Here is a 16,020-nt window from a genome sequence, read left to right as displayed (position 1 = left end):
TGACGGGGCGACGACAACGAGGAGAGACCGATGAACGTTCGAACCCGTTCGTACGCCGCGGCCGGCATCGCCGCCCTGGCGATCCTGGGCCTGACGGCCTGCAGCTCCGACTCCGACTCCGGCTCCGGGGACGACTCGTCGAGCGCGTCGGAGATGACGACGCCGTCCGACGACATGTCGCAGGACACCATGACGCCCGAGGTCGACCCCGCGGCGAACCTCGTCGGCCCGGGCTGTGCCGCCTACGCCGAGCAGGTACCCGACGGCGCGGGCTCCGTGACCGGGATGTCGACCGACCCCGTCGCGGTCGCGGCGTCCAACAACCCGCTCCTGACGACCCTCACGGCCGCCGTGAGCGGTGAGCTCAACCCCGACGTGAACCTGGTCGACACCCTCAACGGCGGTGAGTTCACGGTCTTCGCGCCCGTCGACGACGCGTTCGCCAAGATCGACCCGGCGACCATCGAGACCCTCAAGACCGACGCCGACCTGCTGACCCAGATCCTCACCTACCACGTGGTGCCCGGCCAGCTCACCCCTGACCAGGTCGTCGGCGAGCACGAGACCGTCGAGGGCGGGACCGTGACCGTCACGGGCTCGGGCGACGACCTCATGGTCAACGACGCCGCGGTGGTCTGCGGTGGCGTCATGACGCAGAACGCCACGGTCTACCTCGTCGACACGGTCCTCATGCCGACCATGTGACCCCTCGGACGCCGGCCGTCGCGGTTGTCCCCGTGCCGCGGCGGTCGGCCGGCACCGGCCCGGTCCTCACGGGGCGCACGCGAGAGCCGCTCGCTCCGGACCCTCTGTCCGGAGCGAGCGGCTCCTCTCGTGCACCCGGTCCTCAGGACCGGGTCGTCGTCCTCGCGGACGTCAGGCGTTCGCCCGGCGACGCGCCCAGACGATGCCCGCACCGCCACCGACCAGCAGCAGCGCCAGGAAGCCGACGGCCCCGGCGGTCGCGCCGGTCGCCGCAAGCGACGGGCCGCTCGGCGTCTCCGCGCTCACAGGCGTCGCCGGCCCGTCCAGGGGCCCGGTCGCCGCCAGGATCTTCGGGTCGGCGCACGACGACGTCGCCTCCGGGTAGCGGACGGTCGTCGAGTAGCCCGGGTTGACCTCGAACAGGACCTCGACACCGGCTCGCGTCCACGCGAAGTTGCCGTCGGTCTCGGTGTACGTGCCGTCGGCCTGCAGCTCCCAGCCCGGCCACGCGCGGGGCTCGTCCGCGGACGCACCGGGCCACAGGAGCTCACCCTCGAGCGGCAGGCCGTCGACCGTGTAGTCCTCGCCCTCGCCGGGGTGGAGGAAGGTGATGCTCAACGGGCGGTCGCCGTCCGCCTGGTAGCCCTCGGGCAGGAAGACCTCGTAGCCCAGGTACGGCGTGTCCGCCTCGCAGACCGCGCCGATGTCACCGGGCGTCAGCGCGCAGTCGGCCGGGTCCAGGTCGACCGCGAACGTCGCGGACGCACGGTCCTCCGAGAGGACGTACCCCTCGACGGCGGCGAGCACGGTCCCGGTCGCAGCACGCGCGACGACCGAGTCGCCCGAGCGTTCGTAGCTGATCTCGTCGGTGCTCTCCGGCACGTCGACCGTCCGGCCCTGCACGGTGCAGACCTCGGTGGCCACCGGCACGACCGGCGTCACGCTCCTGGGCTCCCCCGTCTCCTCGTCGTCCCCGTCGCACGCGGGCACCTCGGCCAGGTCCGTCAGGTCCTGGTGCTTGGAGTCGACCAGCACGCCGCCCAGGGCCGACGTCGGCGGGGTGATGGTCCCGGGCCACACGAACGACCCGTCCTGCCTGACCCGGTCCTGCTGGACGGCCCAGCCCTCGCCGCAGACCTCCTGCGGCAGGACCGAGGGAAGCTCGGTGTACCACTCGGTCCCGGGCCGGTGGGTGACCAGCTCCTGCGGGCCGGAGTTCTCCCACGCGGCCGGCTTGGTGGGGTCGGTCTTCTCGTACAGGTAGAGCCCGACCTCCCTGTCGGGCTTCGGCTCGGGCTTCGGCGTGGGCTTCGGCGCGGTGGCGCAGGCATCGGTCGAGCCGTCGTCGCTGAAGTTGTACCGGTTGCCGTCGGAGGCCTTGACGACGAGCTCCCACGTGTGGCCGACGGTCGTGTCGGGGAACGCATAGCGGGTCGTGTACGAGCGGCCGAACGTCTCGTCCTTGACGACCTCGCCGTCGACCGTGACGACGACCTTGTTGCCCTGGGGCGCGTAGGCCGACAGGTTGACCTCGAGGCCCGTGCACGTGGCCTTGACGGAGGGGGTGTGGGCGGAGGCGGGGGCCGCGGTGGCGACCAGTCCGCCGGCAACGAGCAGCGCGGCAGCGCCGCTCGCCAGGAGCTTCTTCACGGGTGGTGGATTCCTTCCGGGGTGATGTCGGAGCGCCTTCGCACGACGACACAGTGGGGAACGCGTCGTATTGCATCACCAATACCCGGATTTTGACAAACCCCGGCATATACCCGGAATCGGACCACGAAACCACCCGAGGCAGGGTATTTCAGAGCCCTTTCACGGGCATTTTCTATCCGATATCGAGTATCAGGTCTCGAGCACGACCAGCGGGTCGCTCGTGGGCTGCGGCGACCCGCCCGCCGGCTCGAGCGTCACCGCGACCCCGGCGCTCCCCGCCGCCTCGACGAGCAGCGCGGCGGACCCGTCGCTCGCGTCGAAGACCCCGGCGGAGACCATCTCCTCACCCTCGACGAGCCAGAGCTGGTAGTCCTCGGCCGACCCCGCCTGCGGGAGCCCCGTGACGGAGAACAGCACCCGGTCCCCGACGACCAGCGCGCTCGCGTCGCCACCCCCGACCATCTCGCCCCGGACGATCTCCGCGGACGGGTCCGCGAGCATCGACGCGACCGCGTCGACCTGCGCCTGGAGCCGGGACTCCTCCTGGCGCGACCGGATCGCGAGCGTCGTCGGGACGGCGATCGCCACGACCGCCGCCGCGGCCACCGCAGCGACCACCCAGCGCCGGCGGGGGCGACGCGCGCCGTCCGGTCGTGCCGTGCCGGTCGCGCCCGCGGCTCCCTCCCTGCGCCCGTGCTGGTCCGGCTGCACCTGCTGTGCCTGCTGCACCTGCTGGACCTGCTGGACCTGCTGCACCTGCTGCACCTGCTGCACCTGCTGTACCGACGCGATGCTCCCCAGCACCTGGTCACGCAGGGCGGCAGGGGGCGGAGCGTCCACGGTGAACGCGGCGACCACCTCACGGTGCTCGTCGAGCTCGCGGCGGGCTTCAGGGTCCGCCGCCAGCAGGCGCTCCACGACGCGCCGGTCCAGGTCGTCGACCGCGTCGAGCGCGTACGCCGCGAGCAGGTCGCGCCCCTCGGCCGTCGGCCCGCCCGTGCGGTCACCGTCAGGGGCCTCGTCGGGCACGCCCGGTCGCCCGGTGTCGTCAGCCACGGCTCACCCCCAGGCAGTCGCGCAGACGCAGGAGCCCGTCACGGATCCTCGACTTCACGGTCGGGACGGCCGCCCCGAGCTCCGCGGCCACCTCCCGGTACGTCAGCCCACCGAAGTACGCCCGCACGACGGCGTCGCGCTGGGTCTGCGTGAGGCTCCCCAGGCACCGGCGCACCGCGGCCGACTCGAGGAGCCGCTCGACCTCCTCGACCACGACGTCGTGCCCGCTCCCGGCGAGCCGACCGTCGACGTCCTTCTGGTCCCTCACCCGGCGGGACTGCTCGGAACGCACCCGGTCCACCGCCCGCCGTCGGGCCATGGTGACCACCCACGTGCGCGCCGACCCCCGGGAGGCGTCGAAGCGCACCGCCGTCTGCCACACCTCGACCATCACCTCCTGGGTCACCTCCGCCGCGTGGTCGTCGTCGCGCAGCACGCTCAGCGCCGTGCCGAAAGCGGCAGGCGCCAGCGCGTCGTACACGGGCGCGAACGCCTCCGGATCGCCCCCGGCGCACGCGGCGAGCGCGGCATCGAGAGCGTCGGGCTCGCTCGTCCTCACGGGTGGCACCCGACCAGTCTGCCCCAGGCTCGACGTCGCGGCGCACCGGCGGACCACCCGCGGCACGTGGGCTCCCGCGACGACCGGGGCACCTGTGGTTCGTCACGGTCGGGCCCCCGGATGGGTCGTTCCCCCGACGTGCCGACCCGCTACCCTCGCGAGGTGACCGAGACGCCGCCGACTCCCCGCACCCAGCACGTGTACCTGCTCGTCGGGGCACTGTTCGTGCTCCTCGTCGGACTCGCGATCTGGGCGACGACGCGCGACGAGGCGGGCGCCACCGGTACTCCCCCCGCAGCGGAGGGGACGTCCCCCGAGGACACCGGGGTGACTCCTCGCCCCGACCCCGGGACGCCCACGCCCTCCACGGCCTGGGGCCCCCTCGAGGTCGACCTCGAAGCGCTCGACGGCGTCGAGTCCGCGACGGTCCTGGTGTACGACGAGTACGTCGAGGGCATCCCGCTGCCCGCCCCCGAGGTGACCGTCGACCTCGAGAGCCACCGCACCCCCGACGAGGCGCAGGCGACGGTCGACGCCGCGTACGTCCTCCTGCTGTCCGCCGGGCTGCCCGCGGTGCCCCGGCTCACCGTCGTCGACACCGTGCCCGGCACGGGCGGCACCCTCACCGTCGCCCACGCCGGCCCGGCCGACCGCGCCGTGCGGGACGCGGTGACCTTCCTCGACGCGGGCGCCGCCTCCGTCCGGTTCACCGGCGACAACGCCGCGGTCACCGGCGCGGGGCCCGCGTCCCTGCCCGGCCTCGCGGAGGTCGCGCGCGTCCTGGACCGCGGCCTCAACTCGCTCGGCGACTCCACCTTCGGCACCCTGTACTCGTCACCCGCCGAGCCCGTCCGTCCGTCCGCCCCGGCCGTCGCCCTCCTCGTGGCAGCCGCCGAGCGCCCCGAGACGAACCAGGTCGTCCACGAGATCAGGTCGCCCCAGGGGACCCCGTCCCCCCTGCTCACCATCCTGGTCGAGGGCCCCTCGACCCCCACCGCGGACTGGTTGCGCACCTACGGGCAGGGAGACCTGCTCGACTCCCCCGTCGCCTTCACGGTCCACGGGGACGAGACGTCCGAGTCGGGATTCGTCGCGAACCGCGACCTCGTCGTCACGGACCCCGCCGGGGACCAGGCCGACGCCGCCGCGGCCGCAGCAGACGGCGTCGCGCCCTGCACCGGGCCCGACCTGCGCGCCGGGATCACCGGGTTCGACGCCGCGACCGGCGCGCGCTTCCTGACCGTGACCGCCGAGAACGTGACCGACCGGCCCTGCGCGCTCGACGGGCGCCCGGGCCTGTCGTTCGACCGGGCCTCGGGCACGGCCCCGAACGTCCTGCTCCAGCCCGACCGCACCGACCAGAACCCGACCCGCATCGTCCTCGCTCCTGGCGGGACCGCCACGTCGCAGCTCACCTGGCGCGCCATGTCCACGACGAACGACCCCGACGTGACGACCCACGTGGTCGTCACGCCGGTCCCCCTCGCCCCGCCCGTCCGGCTGCCCGTCAGCAGCGTCGACGGGATCTCGTCGGGGGCGGACATCCTCGAGGGTGCGACCGTCACCGTGGCGCCCTGGGTCGTCCCCGCGGCCTGGCCCGTCACTCCCTGAGGCCGGCCCGCCGACTGCGGCCCGGACCGTCGACGACCGTGCCGACGAGCCGCCGCACGACCAGCGAGGCCGCCTTCCCCAGGGGGAGAGCGGCCTCGGCAGGACGTGCAGCAGAGCTGGGACGCGAAAGTCAGAGCGCCCGGCGCGCCCGCACCGACTCGGCCAGCTCGCCGAGCAGCTCGGCCGTGGTGTCCCAGTCGATGCACTTGTCCGTCACGGACTGACCGTAGACGAGCCCGCTCGGAGCCGGAGCCTGCGCACCCGCCACGATGAAGCTCTCCATCATGAGTCCCGTGATCCCGGCCTCGCCCTCCGCGATGCGCGTCGCGACCTCGCGCACGACCTCTGCCTGACGCACGTGGTCCTTGCCCGAGTTGCCGTGGCTCGCGTCGATGACCAGACCGTGCTCGACGGCCCCGCCCAGGCCCGAGGCCGCGGCCACGCGCAGGGCGGACGCGACGTCGTCGGGCCCGTAGTTGGGGCCGCTGCGCCCACCGCGAAGGATGATGTGGCAGTCCGGGTTGCCCGCGGTCTCGACCGCGGCCGCGCGCCCCGCGCCGTCCGTGCCGAAGAACGTGTGCTCGCTCGCCGCGGTGATGCAGCCGTCGACCGCGATCTGGATGTCGCCGTCGGTCGCGTTCTTGAACCCGACCGGCATCGACAGTCCCGACGCGAGCTGGCGGTGCACCTGGCTCTCGACGTTGCGCGCGCCGATCGCGCCCCACGACACCGCGTCCGCGATGTACTGGGGGCTCGTGGGCTCGAGGAACTCGGTCGCCGCGGGGACACCCGCGTCGAGGACCCCGAGCAGGACCTCGCGCGCCAGGTGCAGGCCGCGGTTGACGTCGTGCGAGCCGTCGAGGTCGGGGTCGTTGATGAGGCCCTTCCAGCCGACCGTCGTGCGCGGCTTCTCGAAGTACACGCGCATGACGATCGCGAGGTCCTCCGACAGGTCCTTGGCCACGGCCGCGAGACGGTGCGCGTAGTCGAGCGCGGCCGCCGGGTCGTGGACCGAGCACGGGCCGACGATGACGAGCAGACGGTCGTCCTCACCCGCGAGGACGTCGCGGATCTCGCGACGCGACTGCGTCACGAGGTCACCGCGCGCCGTGCCGAGCGGGAGCTCCGCGAGCATGTCGACAGGGGCAGGCAGGGGGTCGAGGGCGCGGATGCGCAGGTCGCTCGTGGGCGCCTGCAGCTCGTACTCGGGGTGGGAGGTCACGCGTTCCATGGTGTCACCTGCGCCGTCGGGCGAGGTGACCGTCTCGTGGTGACGTTCGTCGGTCCGTGCGTCGACCAGGCTGTGCGAGACGTCGGTCGAGGTCGTGGCGGTCATGCGAGGGCTCCTGATCTGAAGGTGACTCAGACGGAGCCGCGCGACCTGCTCTGTGTCCGGAGTCGGCCCGTCTGAATGACGAAGGGCCCGGACGCGGTCTGCGTCCAAGGCCCTGTGCTGGCTCCGGGGAAGGTTGGTCAGGCGAACGCCCGCTCGGCCCCTCCAGGAGCCAGCGTAAAGCGCCAATACCAACGAACCGTGTTCACCCGACGACCGTAGCACAGGGGTTCCGGGGCGCCGGGGCGGCGTCTCGGACTGTGAACGGGTGCAGGGTCGACGTCGCCGTCTAGGCTCGGTCCATGCCGATCCCCGAGTTCGTCGCCGCCCTCCGGTCCCACGTCGGGACCGGCCTCCTGTGGATGCCGGGCGTGTCGGGCGTCGTGATCGACGACGCCGGACGCCTCCTCCTGGGGCGGCGTGCCGACACCGGGCAGTGGGCGATCATCAGCGGGATCCTCGAACCGGGCGAGGACCCGGCCGTGGGCCTCGCCCGCGAGGTGCTGGAGGAGACCGGCGTCGCGGTCCGCGTCGACGCCCTGACCGGGGTCACGGTGACGCCGACCGTCGAGTACCCCAACGGGGACCGTTCGCAGTACCTCGACCTGTGCTTCCTGTGCCGCCCCGTCTCCGCCGACGCGGCCGCCGCGGCACACGTGGCCGACGACGAGTCGCTCGCCGTCGACTGGTTCGCCCCCGACGACCTGCCCGCGGACCTCGCGGCCTCGACCAGCGAGCGCCTGGGGCACGCGCTGGGCTACCTCGCGGACCCGACCGCAGGACCGTTCTTCGTCCGCTAGGGCGGCACGAGGTGGACCCGCGCCCTCACGGGCACGGGTCCACCTCGCCGGGCTCCCCCCGTCACGACCAGCGGAACAGCCTCGCCGCGAGCGGCAGCAGGACCACGGTCCACACCGCCATGACCACGAGCTGCGAGGCCGGCACGCCGTCCCCGAACCAGCCCGTCGTCATGGCCTGCGCCGCAGCCCCGAGCGGCGTGTACCCGCCGATGGTCCGCAGCACCTCGGGCATGAGCGGGCCCGGCGTCCACAGCCCCGCGAGGAAGAGCATCGGGAAGTAGAGCGTCATCCCGATCGCCGACGCGGTGCTCGCCCGGTCGGCGCGCGACGCGATGAGCATCCCGAGCGAGAACATCGCCAGGACGCCCAGCAGGAAGGCGGCCACGACGACCACCAGGTTCACCGGCGTCGCGAGGTCGAACACGAGGCTCCCCACGAGGACCGCGAGCAGCGCTGCGGCGACCACCGCGACGAGGTTGATGAACAGGTGGGCACCGATCAGCCCCTGCGGCTTCATGGGCGTGGTCGAGAGGCGCCGCAGCACACCCTTCTCGCGGAACGTCGCGAAGTACACGGGCATGGTCGTGAGCGCGACGGTCGCCACGGCGGTCGCGAGCACGACGGGCACGTAGAACGCGACCGCCGTGAGTCCCTCCCAGGGCGGCGGCGCGTCGGACACGACGTCGCGCATGCCGGGCATCGCGAAGCCGACGCCCACGAGCAGGACCGTCGGGAACAGGAGCGCGAAGAACACGGTCCCCGGGTCTCGGAGCAGCAGGCGGGCCTCGGTCAGGGTCAGGGTCCGCAGGCCGTGCCAGCCGGTGCCCGCGATCCTGCGGCCCCGGGCCGGGGCCCGTGTCGTGGTCGGAGTGGTCATCGCACTGCTCCTTCGGTGTCGTTCGAGTCGTCGGCGGCCGCGGCGTCCGCCGCCCCCGTGTGGTCGTACGTCCTGCCCGTGACGTGCACGAACACGTCCTCGAGCGAGCGTGAGACCGTCCGGACGTCGGGCACGACGTCCTGCTCCGCGAGGGCCAGCACGACGGCGGGCAGCACCCGCCGCGTCCCCGTCACCTCGATCTCGTGGCCGTCGCGCGTCACGGCCTGCACGTCCGCGAGACCCGCGAGGACCTCCAGCACACCGACCTCCTCGTGAGGTTCGACCCGCAGCCGCAGCACGCGCGAGGTGTCGACCTGCTCGATGAGCTCGGCCGGCGAGCCGGTCGCGACGACGACACCCTGGTCGATGATGACGAGGCGGTCGCACAGGCGCTCGGCCTCGTCCATGAAGTGGGTCACGAGCAGGATCGTCACGCCGCGGTCGCGCACGCGTTCGACGAGCTCCCACGTGGTCCGCCGGGCCTGCGGGTCCAGGCCCGTGGTCAGCTCGTCGAGGATCGCGACCTGCGGGTTGCCGACGAGCGCGAGCGCGATCGACAGCCGCTGCTTCTGCCCGCCGGACAGCTTGGCGAACTGCCGGTCCCGGTGCGGCGTGAGCTCGAGCAGGTCGAGCAGCTCGCCGACGTCGGCCGGGTCCTCGTAGAACGACGCGTAGAGGCGCATCGCCTCCGCCACGGTCATGCGCTCGTTGAGCTCGGCCTCCTGGAGCTGGACGCCCAGGAGCTCGCGCACCGAGGCCGGGTCCTTCTGCGGGTCGCGACCGAGGATCCGGACCGACCCGGCGTCGGCCTGACGCAGCCCGGCGAGGCACTCGACGGTCGTGGTCTTGCCGGCCCCGTTGGGGCCGAGGATCCCGAAGATCTCCCCCTGCCCGACGGCGAAGCTCACGTCGCGCACGGCGACGGTGCTCCCGTACGCCTTGCGCAGGGCGACGACCTCGATCGCGGGCGCGGCGCCGTCGGGCAGCGTGCCGGTCGACGGTGCGGGTGGGACGGACGGGACAGGATGTGCGGTGGTCATGGTGCCCTCCCTGAGGGTGTGCTCGTCCGCCGGGCGGCGCACCGGAGGACCGGGCGCCGTCCGCTGGACGGGATGAACGCTGTGGTGGGTGCGCCGGTCCCGGTCGGGACGCGCCGCGCTAAGACGTCGGGGACGCCAGGGCCGTCAGCTCGTGACGGGAGCGATGGCCACCGACCTCGTGACCAGGTGGAACGCGAACGCGGCTGCGACCAGGGCCACGAGGCCACCGATCACCGCGGTGAGCACCTGGGCGTCGGAGAGGCCGACCGCCTGGGCGAAGGGCCTGCCGAAGTAGCCGCTCTGGAAGGCGAGCTCGACGAGGACCACGGGGAGCAGGAACGGCACGATCGCGAAGGTCCCGCCCCACACGCCCAGGCGGTAGTAGCCCATCCCGATCGACGCGCCCGCGAGCCAGTACACGCTGCAGAAGAAGAGCTGCACCAGGAACGCCGTGCCGACCTGGCCGCCGTCGGCGTAGAGCTGGGCCCGGTCGAGCTCGGGCGACCAGCCCTGCGCCCGGAAGACGAGCCACTCGACGTAGCCCAGCGCCGCCGCCACGAGGGCGAAGGTGAGTCCCAGGACCACGGCCGTGCACCAGGTCGACCGGATGAGCGACCGGCGGGTACCCCCCGCCGCGACGTGGACCGCGATGCTCGCGAGGGGCGTGATGATGCCCATGACGAACAGGAAGAACTTCGCCGAGCCGCTCACGACGCCGTCGATCACGCTGCCGTCGAGGATGTCGGTGCGGACCTCGACGTAGCCGATGATGCCCGCGATGATCAGCACGATGGCCCAGAACCAGACACCGATCTGCCACGTGCCCACGGACATCGACCAGGCCGCGGTCCGCAGCGAACGCTGCTCGGCCGCACGGCGCGCCGCGGCACGCTGCGCCTCTCGGGGGACGGGCACGGCCTGTCCCGCCAGGTTCTCCGTCATGGCTGCTCCCCTCGGGTCAGGTGCACGAACAGGTCCTGCAGCGGCACGGCGCCCAGCTCGAGCCCGGCCGCGGTCGCCTCGGCGCGCTGGGCGTCGTCGAGCGCGCCGAACAGCGTGACCTGCGCCGTGCCGCCCAGGCGCTGGCGCGCCAGGACCCGGTGCCCGTCGACGAACTGCTCGACCACGGCCGCGGACCCCGTGATGCTCACACCCCGGCCGCGGACCGACTCGACGCTCTCCGCGAGGAGCACACGGCCCCGGTCGACGATCACGACGTCCTCGAAGATCCGCTCGACCTCGTCGATCAGGTGGCTCGACAGGACGACGGTGCGCGGGTGCTCGGTGTAGTCCTCGACCAGGGCGTCGTAGAACGCGTACCGGCTCGGCGCGTCCATCCCGAGGTACACCTCGTCGAAGATCGTCAGCGGCGCGCGCGACGCCAGCCCGATGACCGCGCCCAGCGCCGAGCGCTTGCCGCGCGAGAGGCTCTCGGGCGTCTTGCGCAGGTCGATCTCGAACAGGTCGACCAGACGCGCCGCGAGGTCTGCGTCCCAGTGCTCACGCAGCTCCGCGTAGTAGCCCAGGCTGTCCTTGACCTTCGTCGAGGTGATCGTGTCGCCGCTCTCGCGGACGAGCTGCGTGCCCGCCATGGTCCAGGCGTTCTCGAACGGGTCCTCGCCGTCGACCAGCACGGTGCCGGCGTCCGGGCGCCGCATGGCCGCGATCAGCGAGAGCGCGGTCGTCTTGCCGGCACCGTTGCGGCCGAGCAGGCCCGTGATCGTGCCCGGGCGGACCGTGAGGCTCAGCCCGTCGAGCGCGGGGTGCTTCTCGTCCTTGCCGAAGCTCAGCGTCACGTCCCGGAGCTCGACACCGAACGGGTCGGGGCGGGTGGGGGCGGTCATGAGGTCTCTCCCGTCGGGGGGTGGGTGGCGGCGGGGCCGGCGGACCGCACGGAGCCCGCGACGTCGCGGGCGAGGACGTGGTCCACGATCTCGGCGGGCGTGATGCCCAGGAGGTCGGCCTGGTCGAGCGCGGGGCGCAGGACCTCCGCGAAGTAGCGGTCGCGGTGCTCGGCGAACAGCTTCTCGCGCGCGCCGGTCGCGACGAACATGCCGACCCCGCGCCGCTTGTAGAGGACGCCCTCGTCGACCAGCGTCGCGAACGCCTTGGCGGCCGTCGCGGGGTTGATGCGGAACGTCGTCGCGTACTGGGTGGTGGACATGACCTGCTCCTCCTCGCTGAGGTCGCCGCTCAGGATCTCGGCGCGGATCTGCCGGGCGATCTGCAGGTAGATGGGTTCAGGTCCGTCGAACATGGTGCCCATCCTCTCGCCGATCACACGTTCCTTGGTTCATTACTCGACTAATGAACCATAGAACCACCGGTTGCGCAAGCAGCAGCCCATGGTGTCGAACCCGAGGTTGGTCAGGAAACTCTTCCTGGTTACCCGACCAACCTCGGGTTCGGCACCGACCAGGTGCGGACAGCACGACGGCGCCCGCCCACCGGAAGGTGAGGGGTGCCGTCGGGCAGTGGACCGGTCAGGCGGAAGCCGCCGCCTTGCTCGTGAGGTCGGCCGCGACCAGCTCCGCGACCTGCACCGCATTGAGCGCGGCACCCTTGCGGAGGTTGTCGTTCGAGACGAACAGCACCAGGCCGCGACCGCCCGGCACGCTCTGGTCCGTGCGGATGCGGCCCACGAACGACGGGTCGGCACCTGCGGCCTCGAGCGGGTTGGGGACGTCCGAGAGCTCGACCCCCGGAGCCGCCGCGAGCAGCTCGCGCGCGCGGTCCGGAGTGATGGCCCGGCCGAACTCGGCGTGGATCGCGAGCGAGTGCCCCGTGAAGACCGGGACACGCACGCACGTACCCGCGACCAGCAGGTCCGGGAGCCCCAGGATCTTGCGCGACTCGTTGCGGAGCTTCTTCTCCTCGTCGGTCTCCTCCTCGCCGTCGTCGACGATCGACCCGGCGAGCGGCACCACGTTGAACGCGATGTTCCGCGGGAACTTGTCCGGCGCGGGCAGGGAGACCGCGGCGCCCGAGTGCACCAGGCCCGTGAGGTCCTGCTCGGCGCCCGCGACGACCTGGTCGCGCAGCTCGGCCGCACCGGCCAGCCCCGCTCCCGACACCGCCTGGTACGTCGCGACGATCAGGCGCTCCAGGCCGGCCTCGTCCGCGAGCGGCTTGAGGACCGGCATCGCGGCCATCGTGGTGCAGTTCGGGTTCGCGATGATGCCCTTGCGCGCCTCGCGGACGGCACCCGGGTTGACCTCGGCGACGACCAGCGGGACGTCGGGGTCCATGCGCCACGCCGAGGAGTTGTCGATCACGACGACGCCGGCCGCCGCGTACCGCTCGGCCTGCGCCTTGGCGGTCGCGCCCCCCGCGGAGAACAGCGCGATGTCGAGACCCGACACGTCGGCCGTGGCCGCGTCCTCGACGACGACGTCCTCACCCTTCCAGGGCAGCGTGCTGCCCGCGGAGCGCGCCGAGGCGAAGTAGCGGATCTGCGCGACCGGGAAGTCGCGCTCCTCGAGCAGGCGACGCATGACGGCGCCGACCTGACCGGTCGCCCCGACGACGCCGACGACGAGGCCGGCAGAGTTCTGGTTGCTCATGGTGCTCTCCTCGCTCAACGGCCGGTGCCGGCGTAGACGACTGCTTCGCTCTCGCCGTCCAGCTCGAACGCCGTGTGGATGGCCCGCACCGCGTCGTCGAGGCTGTCGGCACGGGTCACGACGGAGATGCGGATCTCCGACGTCGAGATCATCTCGATGTTGATGCCCGCGTCCCGCAGCGCACCGAAGAGCTGCGCCGAGACGCCCGGGCTCGACTTCATGCCCGCCCCGATGAGCGAGACCTTGCCGATCTGGTCGTCGTACTGCAACGACGCGAACCCGATCTCCTCGCGCACCGCGTCCAGGGCCGTGGTCGCGAGCGCGCCGTCGTCCATGGGCAGCGTGAACGAGATGTCGGTCAGGCCCGTGGCCGCGACCGAGACGTTCTGGACGATCATGTCGATGTTCGCGCCCGCACCGGCCACGACCTCGAAGATACGTGCCGCCGTGCCCGGGACGTCGGGGACGCCGACGACGGTGACCTTGGCCTCGCTGCGGTCGTGCGCGACGCCGGAGATGATCGGAGCTTCCATGATGACCTCTGCCTCGTTGCCGGCCAGGGAGCCGGGAGCCTGCTGGGGGACGTTGGGCACGGAGCGCGCGTCGTTCGACACGATCGTCCCGGCCTTCGTCGAGAACGACGAACGGACGTGGATGGGGACGCCGTAGCGGCGCGCGTACTCGACGCAGCGCAGCACCAGGACCTTGGCCCCGGACGCCGCCATGTCGAGCATCTCCTCGTAGGAGATGTGGTCGATCTTGCGGGCCGACGGAACGATCCGCGGGTCCGCGGTGAACACGCCGTCGACGTCCGTGTAGATCTCGCACACGTCCGCGCCCAGGCCCGCCGCGAGCGCCACGGCCGTGGTGTCCGAGCCGCCGCGGCCGAGGGTCGTCACGTCGTTGGTGCTCTGCGTGACGCCCTGGAACCCGGCCACGATCGCGACCGAGCCCTTCTCGACCGTCTCACGGATGCGGTGCGGCACGACGTCCACGATGTGCGCCTTGCCGTGCACGGCGTCCGTGATCACGCCGGCCTGCTGGCCCGTGAACGACTTGGCCTTCACGCCGAGGTTGTTGATCGCCATCGCCAGCAGCGACATCGAGATGCGCTCGCCGGCCGTGAGCAGGATGTCCATCTCACGCTGGGGAGGGAGGGGGGTGACCTGCTGGGCGAGATCGATGAGCTCGTCCGTCGTGTCACCCATGGCCGAGACCACGACGACCACGTCGTGACCAGCCCGCTTGGTCTCTGCGATGCGCTTCGCCACCCGCTTGATGCTCTCCGCATCAGCGACCGACGAGCCACCATATTTCTGCACGACTAGTGCCACTTGCTGCTCCGTTACGTCGCCGGCCTCCGTCTCTCTCAACGGCCCGCCGGGTGTTCTACGAGTCGGTCGATGATAGCCCGCAGCCCCGTGACGCCGGGAGGGGGGTCAGGATGCGGGCAGTCCGGGTCGGTGCCGGTCGCTGACCTGCGGGGATGCTGGCTACCGGGTGCCGAGCACGAGGTTGCGGTCGTTCTCAGGGGCAGAACGACCGCAACCTCGTGCTCGGCGGGCGTGACGGACGTGGCGGCTGGGCCTCACCACCCGAGGTACCCCGGCAGCTCGGCGAGCGACACGATGCGCTCGGGCTCGTCGAACGGCCCGCGGCCGTCCCGGTCCAGGTGGACGGCCTGCAGCCCGGCCGCACGGGCGGCCACGACATCGAGGTCGTACCTGTCCCCGACGTGCAAGGCCTCCTCCGGCACGACCCCCAGTGCGGCACAGACCCGCAGATAGCTCGCGGGTGCGGGCTTGGCCACCCCCAGCCCCTCGGCCGTGAACACGGACCCCAGCCGCCCCTCGAGCCCCATGACGCGGAGCTTGGCGTGCTGCTGGTCCTCGGTCCCGTTGGTCAGGACGGCCAGCGGGACGTTCCGGGCCCACAACGCTACGAGCATCGGTTCGACGTCGGGGAACGCGGTCCACGACGCCTCGTAGTGCGCGACATAGCCGGCGAAGACCTGATCGAGGTCGTCATCGGATCCTCCCTCGAGGCCCGCGAGCGGCAGCACGTCACGGAGCCGACGGCGCCGTTGCTCGGCGAAGTCGATCTCCCCCGCGCGCCAGGCGGAGAAGTGCTCCTCCTCTGCGGCGAACCACGCGTCGACCAGCCCGTCGGTGACCTCGACCCCGAGGCCAGGCAGCCAGGCCGCGAGCGCAGCCCGTGCGGCCCCTTCGTGGTCGAGGAGCGTCCCGTCGAGATCGAGGACGACGGCCTGCGCGCGAAGGTGCATGGTGGCGACCCTAGGTGACCCGGGTGCCGGGCACGAGGTTGTGGTCGTCCTGAGCCCGAGAACGACCGCAACCTCGTGCTCGGCGATCGACCCGTTGGGCAGGCGGGCGGGCGGACAGACAAGCAGGCGGACGGCGGGCAGCCGGGCCGATCAGGTGCGTGGGTGGGCAATCACCAAGTAGGCGTACAGCCCCAGCGCCGCGCACGCCAGCAGCAGCAGGAACAGTCCCCGCCTCCGCGGCCAGGCGACGAGGATCCCGAGCGCGGCAGGCACGGTGACCATCGCCACGAGCGCCGCGAACGCCTCGGTGGCAGGCGTCGGATCGCCGAAACAGGCCAGATCCGCTTCGACGAACATCCCCGTCTCGCAGTAGTAGCCGTATCCGTCCATCCCCACGTCGTAGGTGATCATGGCGGGGATCGCCACCAGGACGTACCCCATGAACGCGACCAGCACCCCGGCGATCAGCCGCCCCACCGCCAGACCCCGGCGCTGAGGCCGGGGTCGGGGTCGCCCGAACGAGCCGGTCACGCCGGAGG

At 72.3% G+C, this 16,020-nt stretch carries 16 protein-coding genes; 3 read left to right on the top strand and 13 right to left on the bottom strand.

The window, feature by feature from the left end; translation table 11 throughout:
* The first annotated feature begins 30 nt into the window (after nucleotides 1-30).
* Nucleotides 31-705 (top strand): fasciclin domain-containing protein, encoded by a 675-nt coding sequence (locus H9623_RS02140; protein ID WP_193718452.1) that lies wholly within the window; start codon nucleotides 31-33, stop codon nucleotides 703-705.
* Nucleotides 706-876: 171 nt separating this feature from the next.
* Here H9623_RS02140 and H9623_RS02135 read toward each other — a convergent pair whose 3' ends face one another.
* The 3 genes from H9623_RS02135 to sigK form a co-directional block, all read right to left on the bottom strand.
* A complete protein-coding gene (locus tag H9623_RS02135; RefSeq protein ID WP_193718451.1) occupies nucleotides 877-2,355 on the bottom strand; it encodes a hypothetical protein in 1,479 nt (492 codons plus the stop codon).
* A 192-nt stretch (nucleotides 2,356-2,547) separates the two neighbouring features.
* The gene (locus H9623_RS02130) at nucleotides 2,548-3,414 is read right to left on the bottom strand and encodes an anti-sigma factor (RefSeq protein ID WP_193718450.1); all 867 of its coding nucleotides are present in this window, start codon (nucleotides 3,412-3,414) and stop codon (nucleotides 2,548-2,550) included.
* Nucleotides 3,407-3,982, bottom strand: a complete 576-nt coding sequence (sigK, locus tag H9623_RS02125; RefSeq protein WP_193718449.1) for an ECF RNA polymerase sigma factor SigK — start codon at nucleotides 3,980-3,982, stop codon at nucleotides 3,407-3,409. Before sigK ends, H9623_RS02130 begins: the two co-directional genes overlap by 8 nt.
* A gap of 153 nt (nucleotides 3,983-4,135) precedes the next feature.
* Between sigK and H9623_RS02120 the strand changes: the two genes are divergently transcribed.
* Nucleotides 4,136-5,584, top strand: coding sequence for a DUF4232 domain-containing protein (locus tag H9623_RS02120; protein ID WP_193718448.1), 1,449 nt, complete (start codon nucleotides 4,136-4,138; stop codon nucleotides 5,582-5,584).
* Between the two features lie 130 nt (nucleotides 5,585-5,714).
* On the opposite strand, the gene H9623_RS02115 is transcribed toward H9623_RS02120, so the two are convergent.
* Nucleotides 5,715-6,815 (bottom strand): 3-deoxy-7-phosphoheptulonate synthase, encoded by a 1,101-nt coding sequence (locus tag H9623_RS02115; RefSeq protein ID WP_193718602.1) that lies wholly within the window; start codon nucleotides 6,813-6,815, stop codon nucleotides 5,715-5,717.
* Nucleotides 6,816-7,219: 404 nt separating this feature from the next.
* On the opposite strand from H9623_RS02115, the gene H9623_RS02110 reads away from it, so the two are divergent.
* Complete coding sequence (locus H9623_RS02110) at nucleotides 7,220-7,717, top strand: NUDIX hydrolase (protein WP_193718447.1); 498 nt, start codon at nucleotides 7,220-7,222, stop codon at nucleotides 7,715-7,717.
* A 61-nt stretch (nucleotides 7,718-7,778) separates the two neighbouring features.
* On the opposite strand, the gene H9623_RS02105 is transcribed toward H9623_RS02110, so the two are convergent.
* From H9623_RS02105 to H9623_RS02065, 9 genes are all read right to left on the bottom strand, one after another.
* Entirely contained in the window at nucleotides 7,779-8,594 is an 816-nt protein-coding gene (locus H9623_RS02105) for an ABC transporter permease (protein WP_193718446.1), read from the bottom strand.
* Nucleotides 8,591-9,634, bottom strand: coding sequence for an ABC transporter ATP-binding protein (locus H9623_RS02100; protein WP_193718445.1), 1,044 nt, complete (start codon nucleotides 9,632-9,634; stop codon nucleotides 8,591-8,593). The genes H9623_RS02105 and H9623_RS02100 overlap by 4 nt, the downstream gene beginning before the upstream one ends.
* Before the next feature lie 144 nt (nucleotides 9,635-9,778).
* Nucleotides 9,779-10,576, bottom strand: a complete 798-nt coding sequence (locus H9623_RS02095) for a hypothetical protein (protein ID WP_193718444.1) — start codon at nucleotides 10,574-10,576, stop codon at nucleotides 9,779-9,781.
* Nucleotides 10,573-11,478, bottom strand: coding sequence for an ATP-binding cassette domain-containing protein (locus tag H9623_RS02090; RefSeq protein ID WP_193718443.1), 906 nt, complete (start codon nucleotides 11,476-11,478; stop codon nucleotides 10,573-10,575). Before H9623_RS02090 ends, H9623_RS02095 begins: the two co-directional genes overlap by 4 nt.
* Nucleotides 11,475-11,891 carry a GntR family transcriptional regulator gene (locus H9623_RS02085; RefSeq protein ID WP_193718442.1) on the bottom strand — a complete coding sequence of 139 codons (417 nt, stop codon included), beginning with the start codon at nucleotides 11,889-11,891 and terminating at the stop codon, nucleotides 11,475-11,477. The genes H9623_RS02090 and H9623_RS02085 overlap by 4 nt, the downstream gene beginning before the upstream one ends.
* A gap of 226 nt (nucleotides 11,892-12,117) precedes the next feature.
* Entirely contained in the window at nucleotides 12,118-13,197 is a 1,080-nt protein-coding gene (locus H9623_RS02080) for an aspartate-semialdehyde dehydrogenase (RefSeq protein ID WP_193718441.1), read from the bottom strand.
* A 14-nt stretch (nucleotides 13,198-13,211) separates the two neighbouring features.
* The gene (locus H9623_RS02075) at nucleotides 13,212-14,531 is read right to left on the bottom strand and encodes an aspartate kinase (RefSeq protein WP_193718440.1); all 1,320 of its coding nucleotides are present in this window, start codon (nucleotides 14,529-14,531) and stop codon (nucleotides 13,212-13,214) included.
* Nucleotides 14,532-14,785: 254 nt separating this feature from the next.
* The gene (locus H9623_RS02070; protein WP_193718439.1) at nucleotides 14,786-15,481 is read right to left on the bottom strand and encodes an HAD family hydrolase; all 696 of its coding nucleotides are present in this window, start codon (nucleotides 15,479-15,481) and stop codon (nucleotides 14,786-14,788) included.
* 150 nt (nucleotides 15,482-15,631) lie between these two features.
* Nucleotides 15,632-16,012, bottom strand: a complete 381-nt coding sequence (locus tag H9623_RS02065) for a hypothetical protein (RefSeq protein ID WP_193718438.1) — start codon at nucleotides 16,010-16,012, stop codon at nucleotides 15,632-15,634.
* Nucleotides 16,013-16,020 lie beyond the last annotated feature (8 nt).

The organism is Oerskovia douganii (assembly GCF_015142735.1).
In the GTDB taxonomy this organism is placed as follows: Bacteria; Actinomycetota; Actinomycetes; order Actinomycetales; family Cellulomonadaceae; genus Oerskovia; species Oerskovia douganii.
The sequence above is the reverse complement of the archived record's forward strand: the minus strand, read 5'-3'. Positions and strand labels throughout refer to the sequence as shown.

What these genes read in the sequence shown, in the direction of transcription:
- H9623_RS02140 (WP_193718452.1), top strand. Translation starts at nt 31, where the DNA reads ATGAACGTTCGAACCCGTTCGTACGCCGCGGCCGGCATCGCCGCCCTG.
- H9623_RS02115 (WP_193718602.1), bottom strand. Translation starts at nt 6,815, where the DNA reads ATGGAACGCGTGACCTCCCACCCCGAGTACGAGCTGCAGGCGCCCACG.
- H9623_RS02110 (WP_193718447.1), top strand. Translation starts at nt 7,220, where the DNA reads ATGCCGATCCCCGAGTTCGTCGCCGCCCTCCGGTCCCACGTCGGGACC.
- H9623_RS02105 (WP_193718446.1), bottom strand. Translation starts at nt 8,594, where the DNA reads ATGACCACTCCGACCACGACACGGGCCCCGGCCCGGGGCCGCAGGATC.
- H9623_RS02100 (WP_193718445.1), bottom strand. Translation starts at nt 9,634, where the DNA reads ATGACCACCGCACATCCTGTCCCGTCCGTCCCACCCGCACCGTCGACC.
- H9623_RS02095 (WP_193718444.1), bottom strand. Translation starts at nt 10,576, where the DNA reads ATGACGGAGAACCTGGCGGGACAGGCCGTGCCCGTCCCCCGAGAGGCG.
- H9623_RS02090 (WP_193718443.1), bottom strand. Translation starts at nt 11,478, where the DNA reads ATGACCGCCCCCACCCGCCCCGACCCGTTCGGTGTCGAGCTCCGGGAC.
- H9623_RS02085 (WP_193718442.1), bottom strand. Translation starts at nt 11,891, where the DNA reads ATGTTCGACGGACCTGAACCCATCTACCTGCAGATCGCCCGGCAGATC.
- H9623_RS02080 (WP_193718441.1), bottom strand. Translation starts at nt 13,197, where the DNA reads ATGAGCAACCAGAACTCTGCCGGCCTCGTCGTCGGCGTCGTCGGGGCG.
- H9623_RS02070 (WP_193718439.1), bottom strand. Translation starts at nt 15,481, where the DNA reads ATGCACCTTCGCGCGCAGGCCGTCGTCCTCGATCTCGACGGGACGCTC.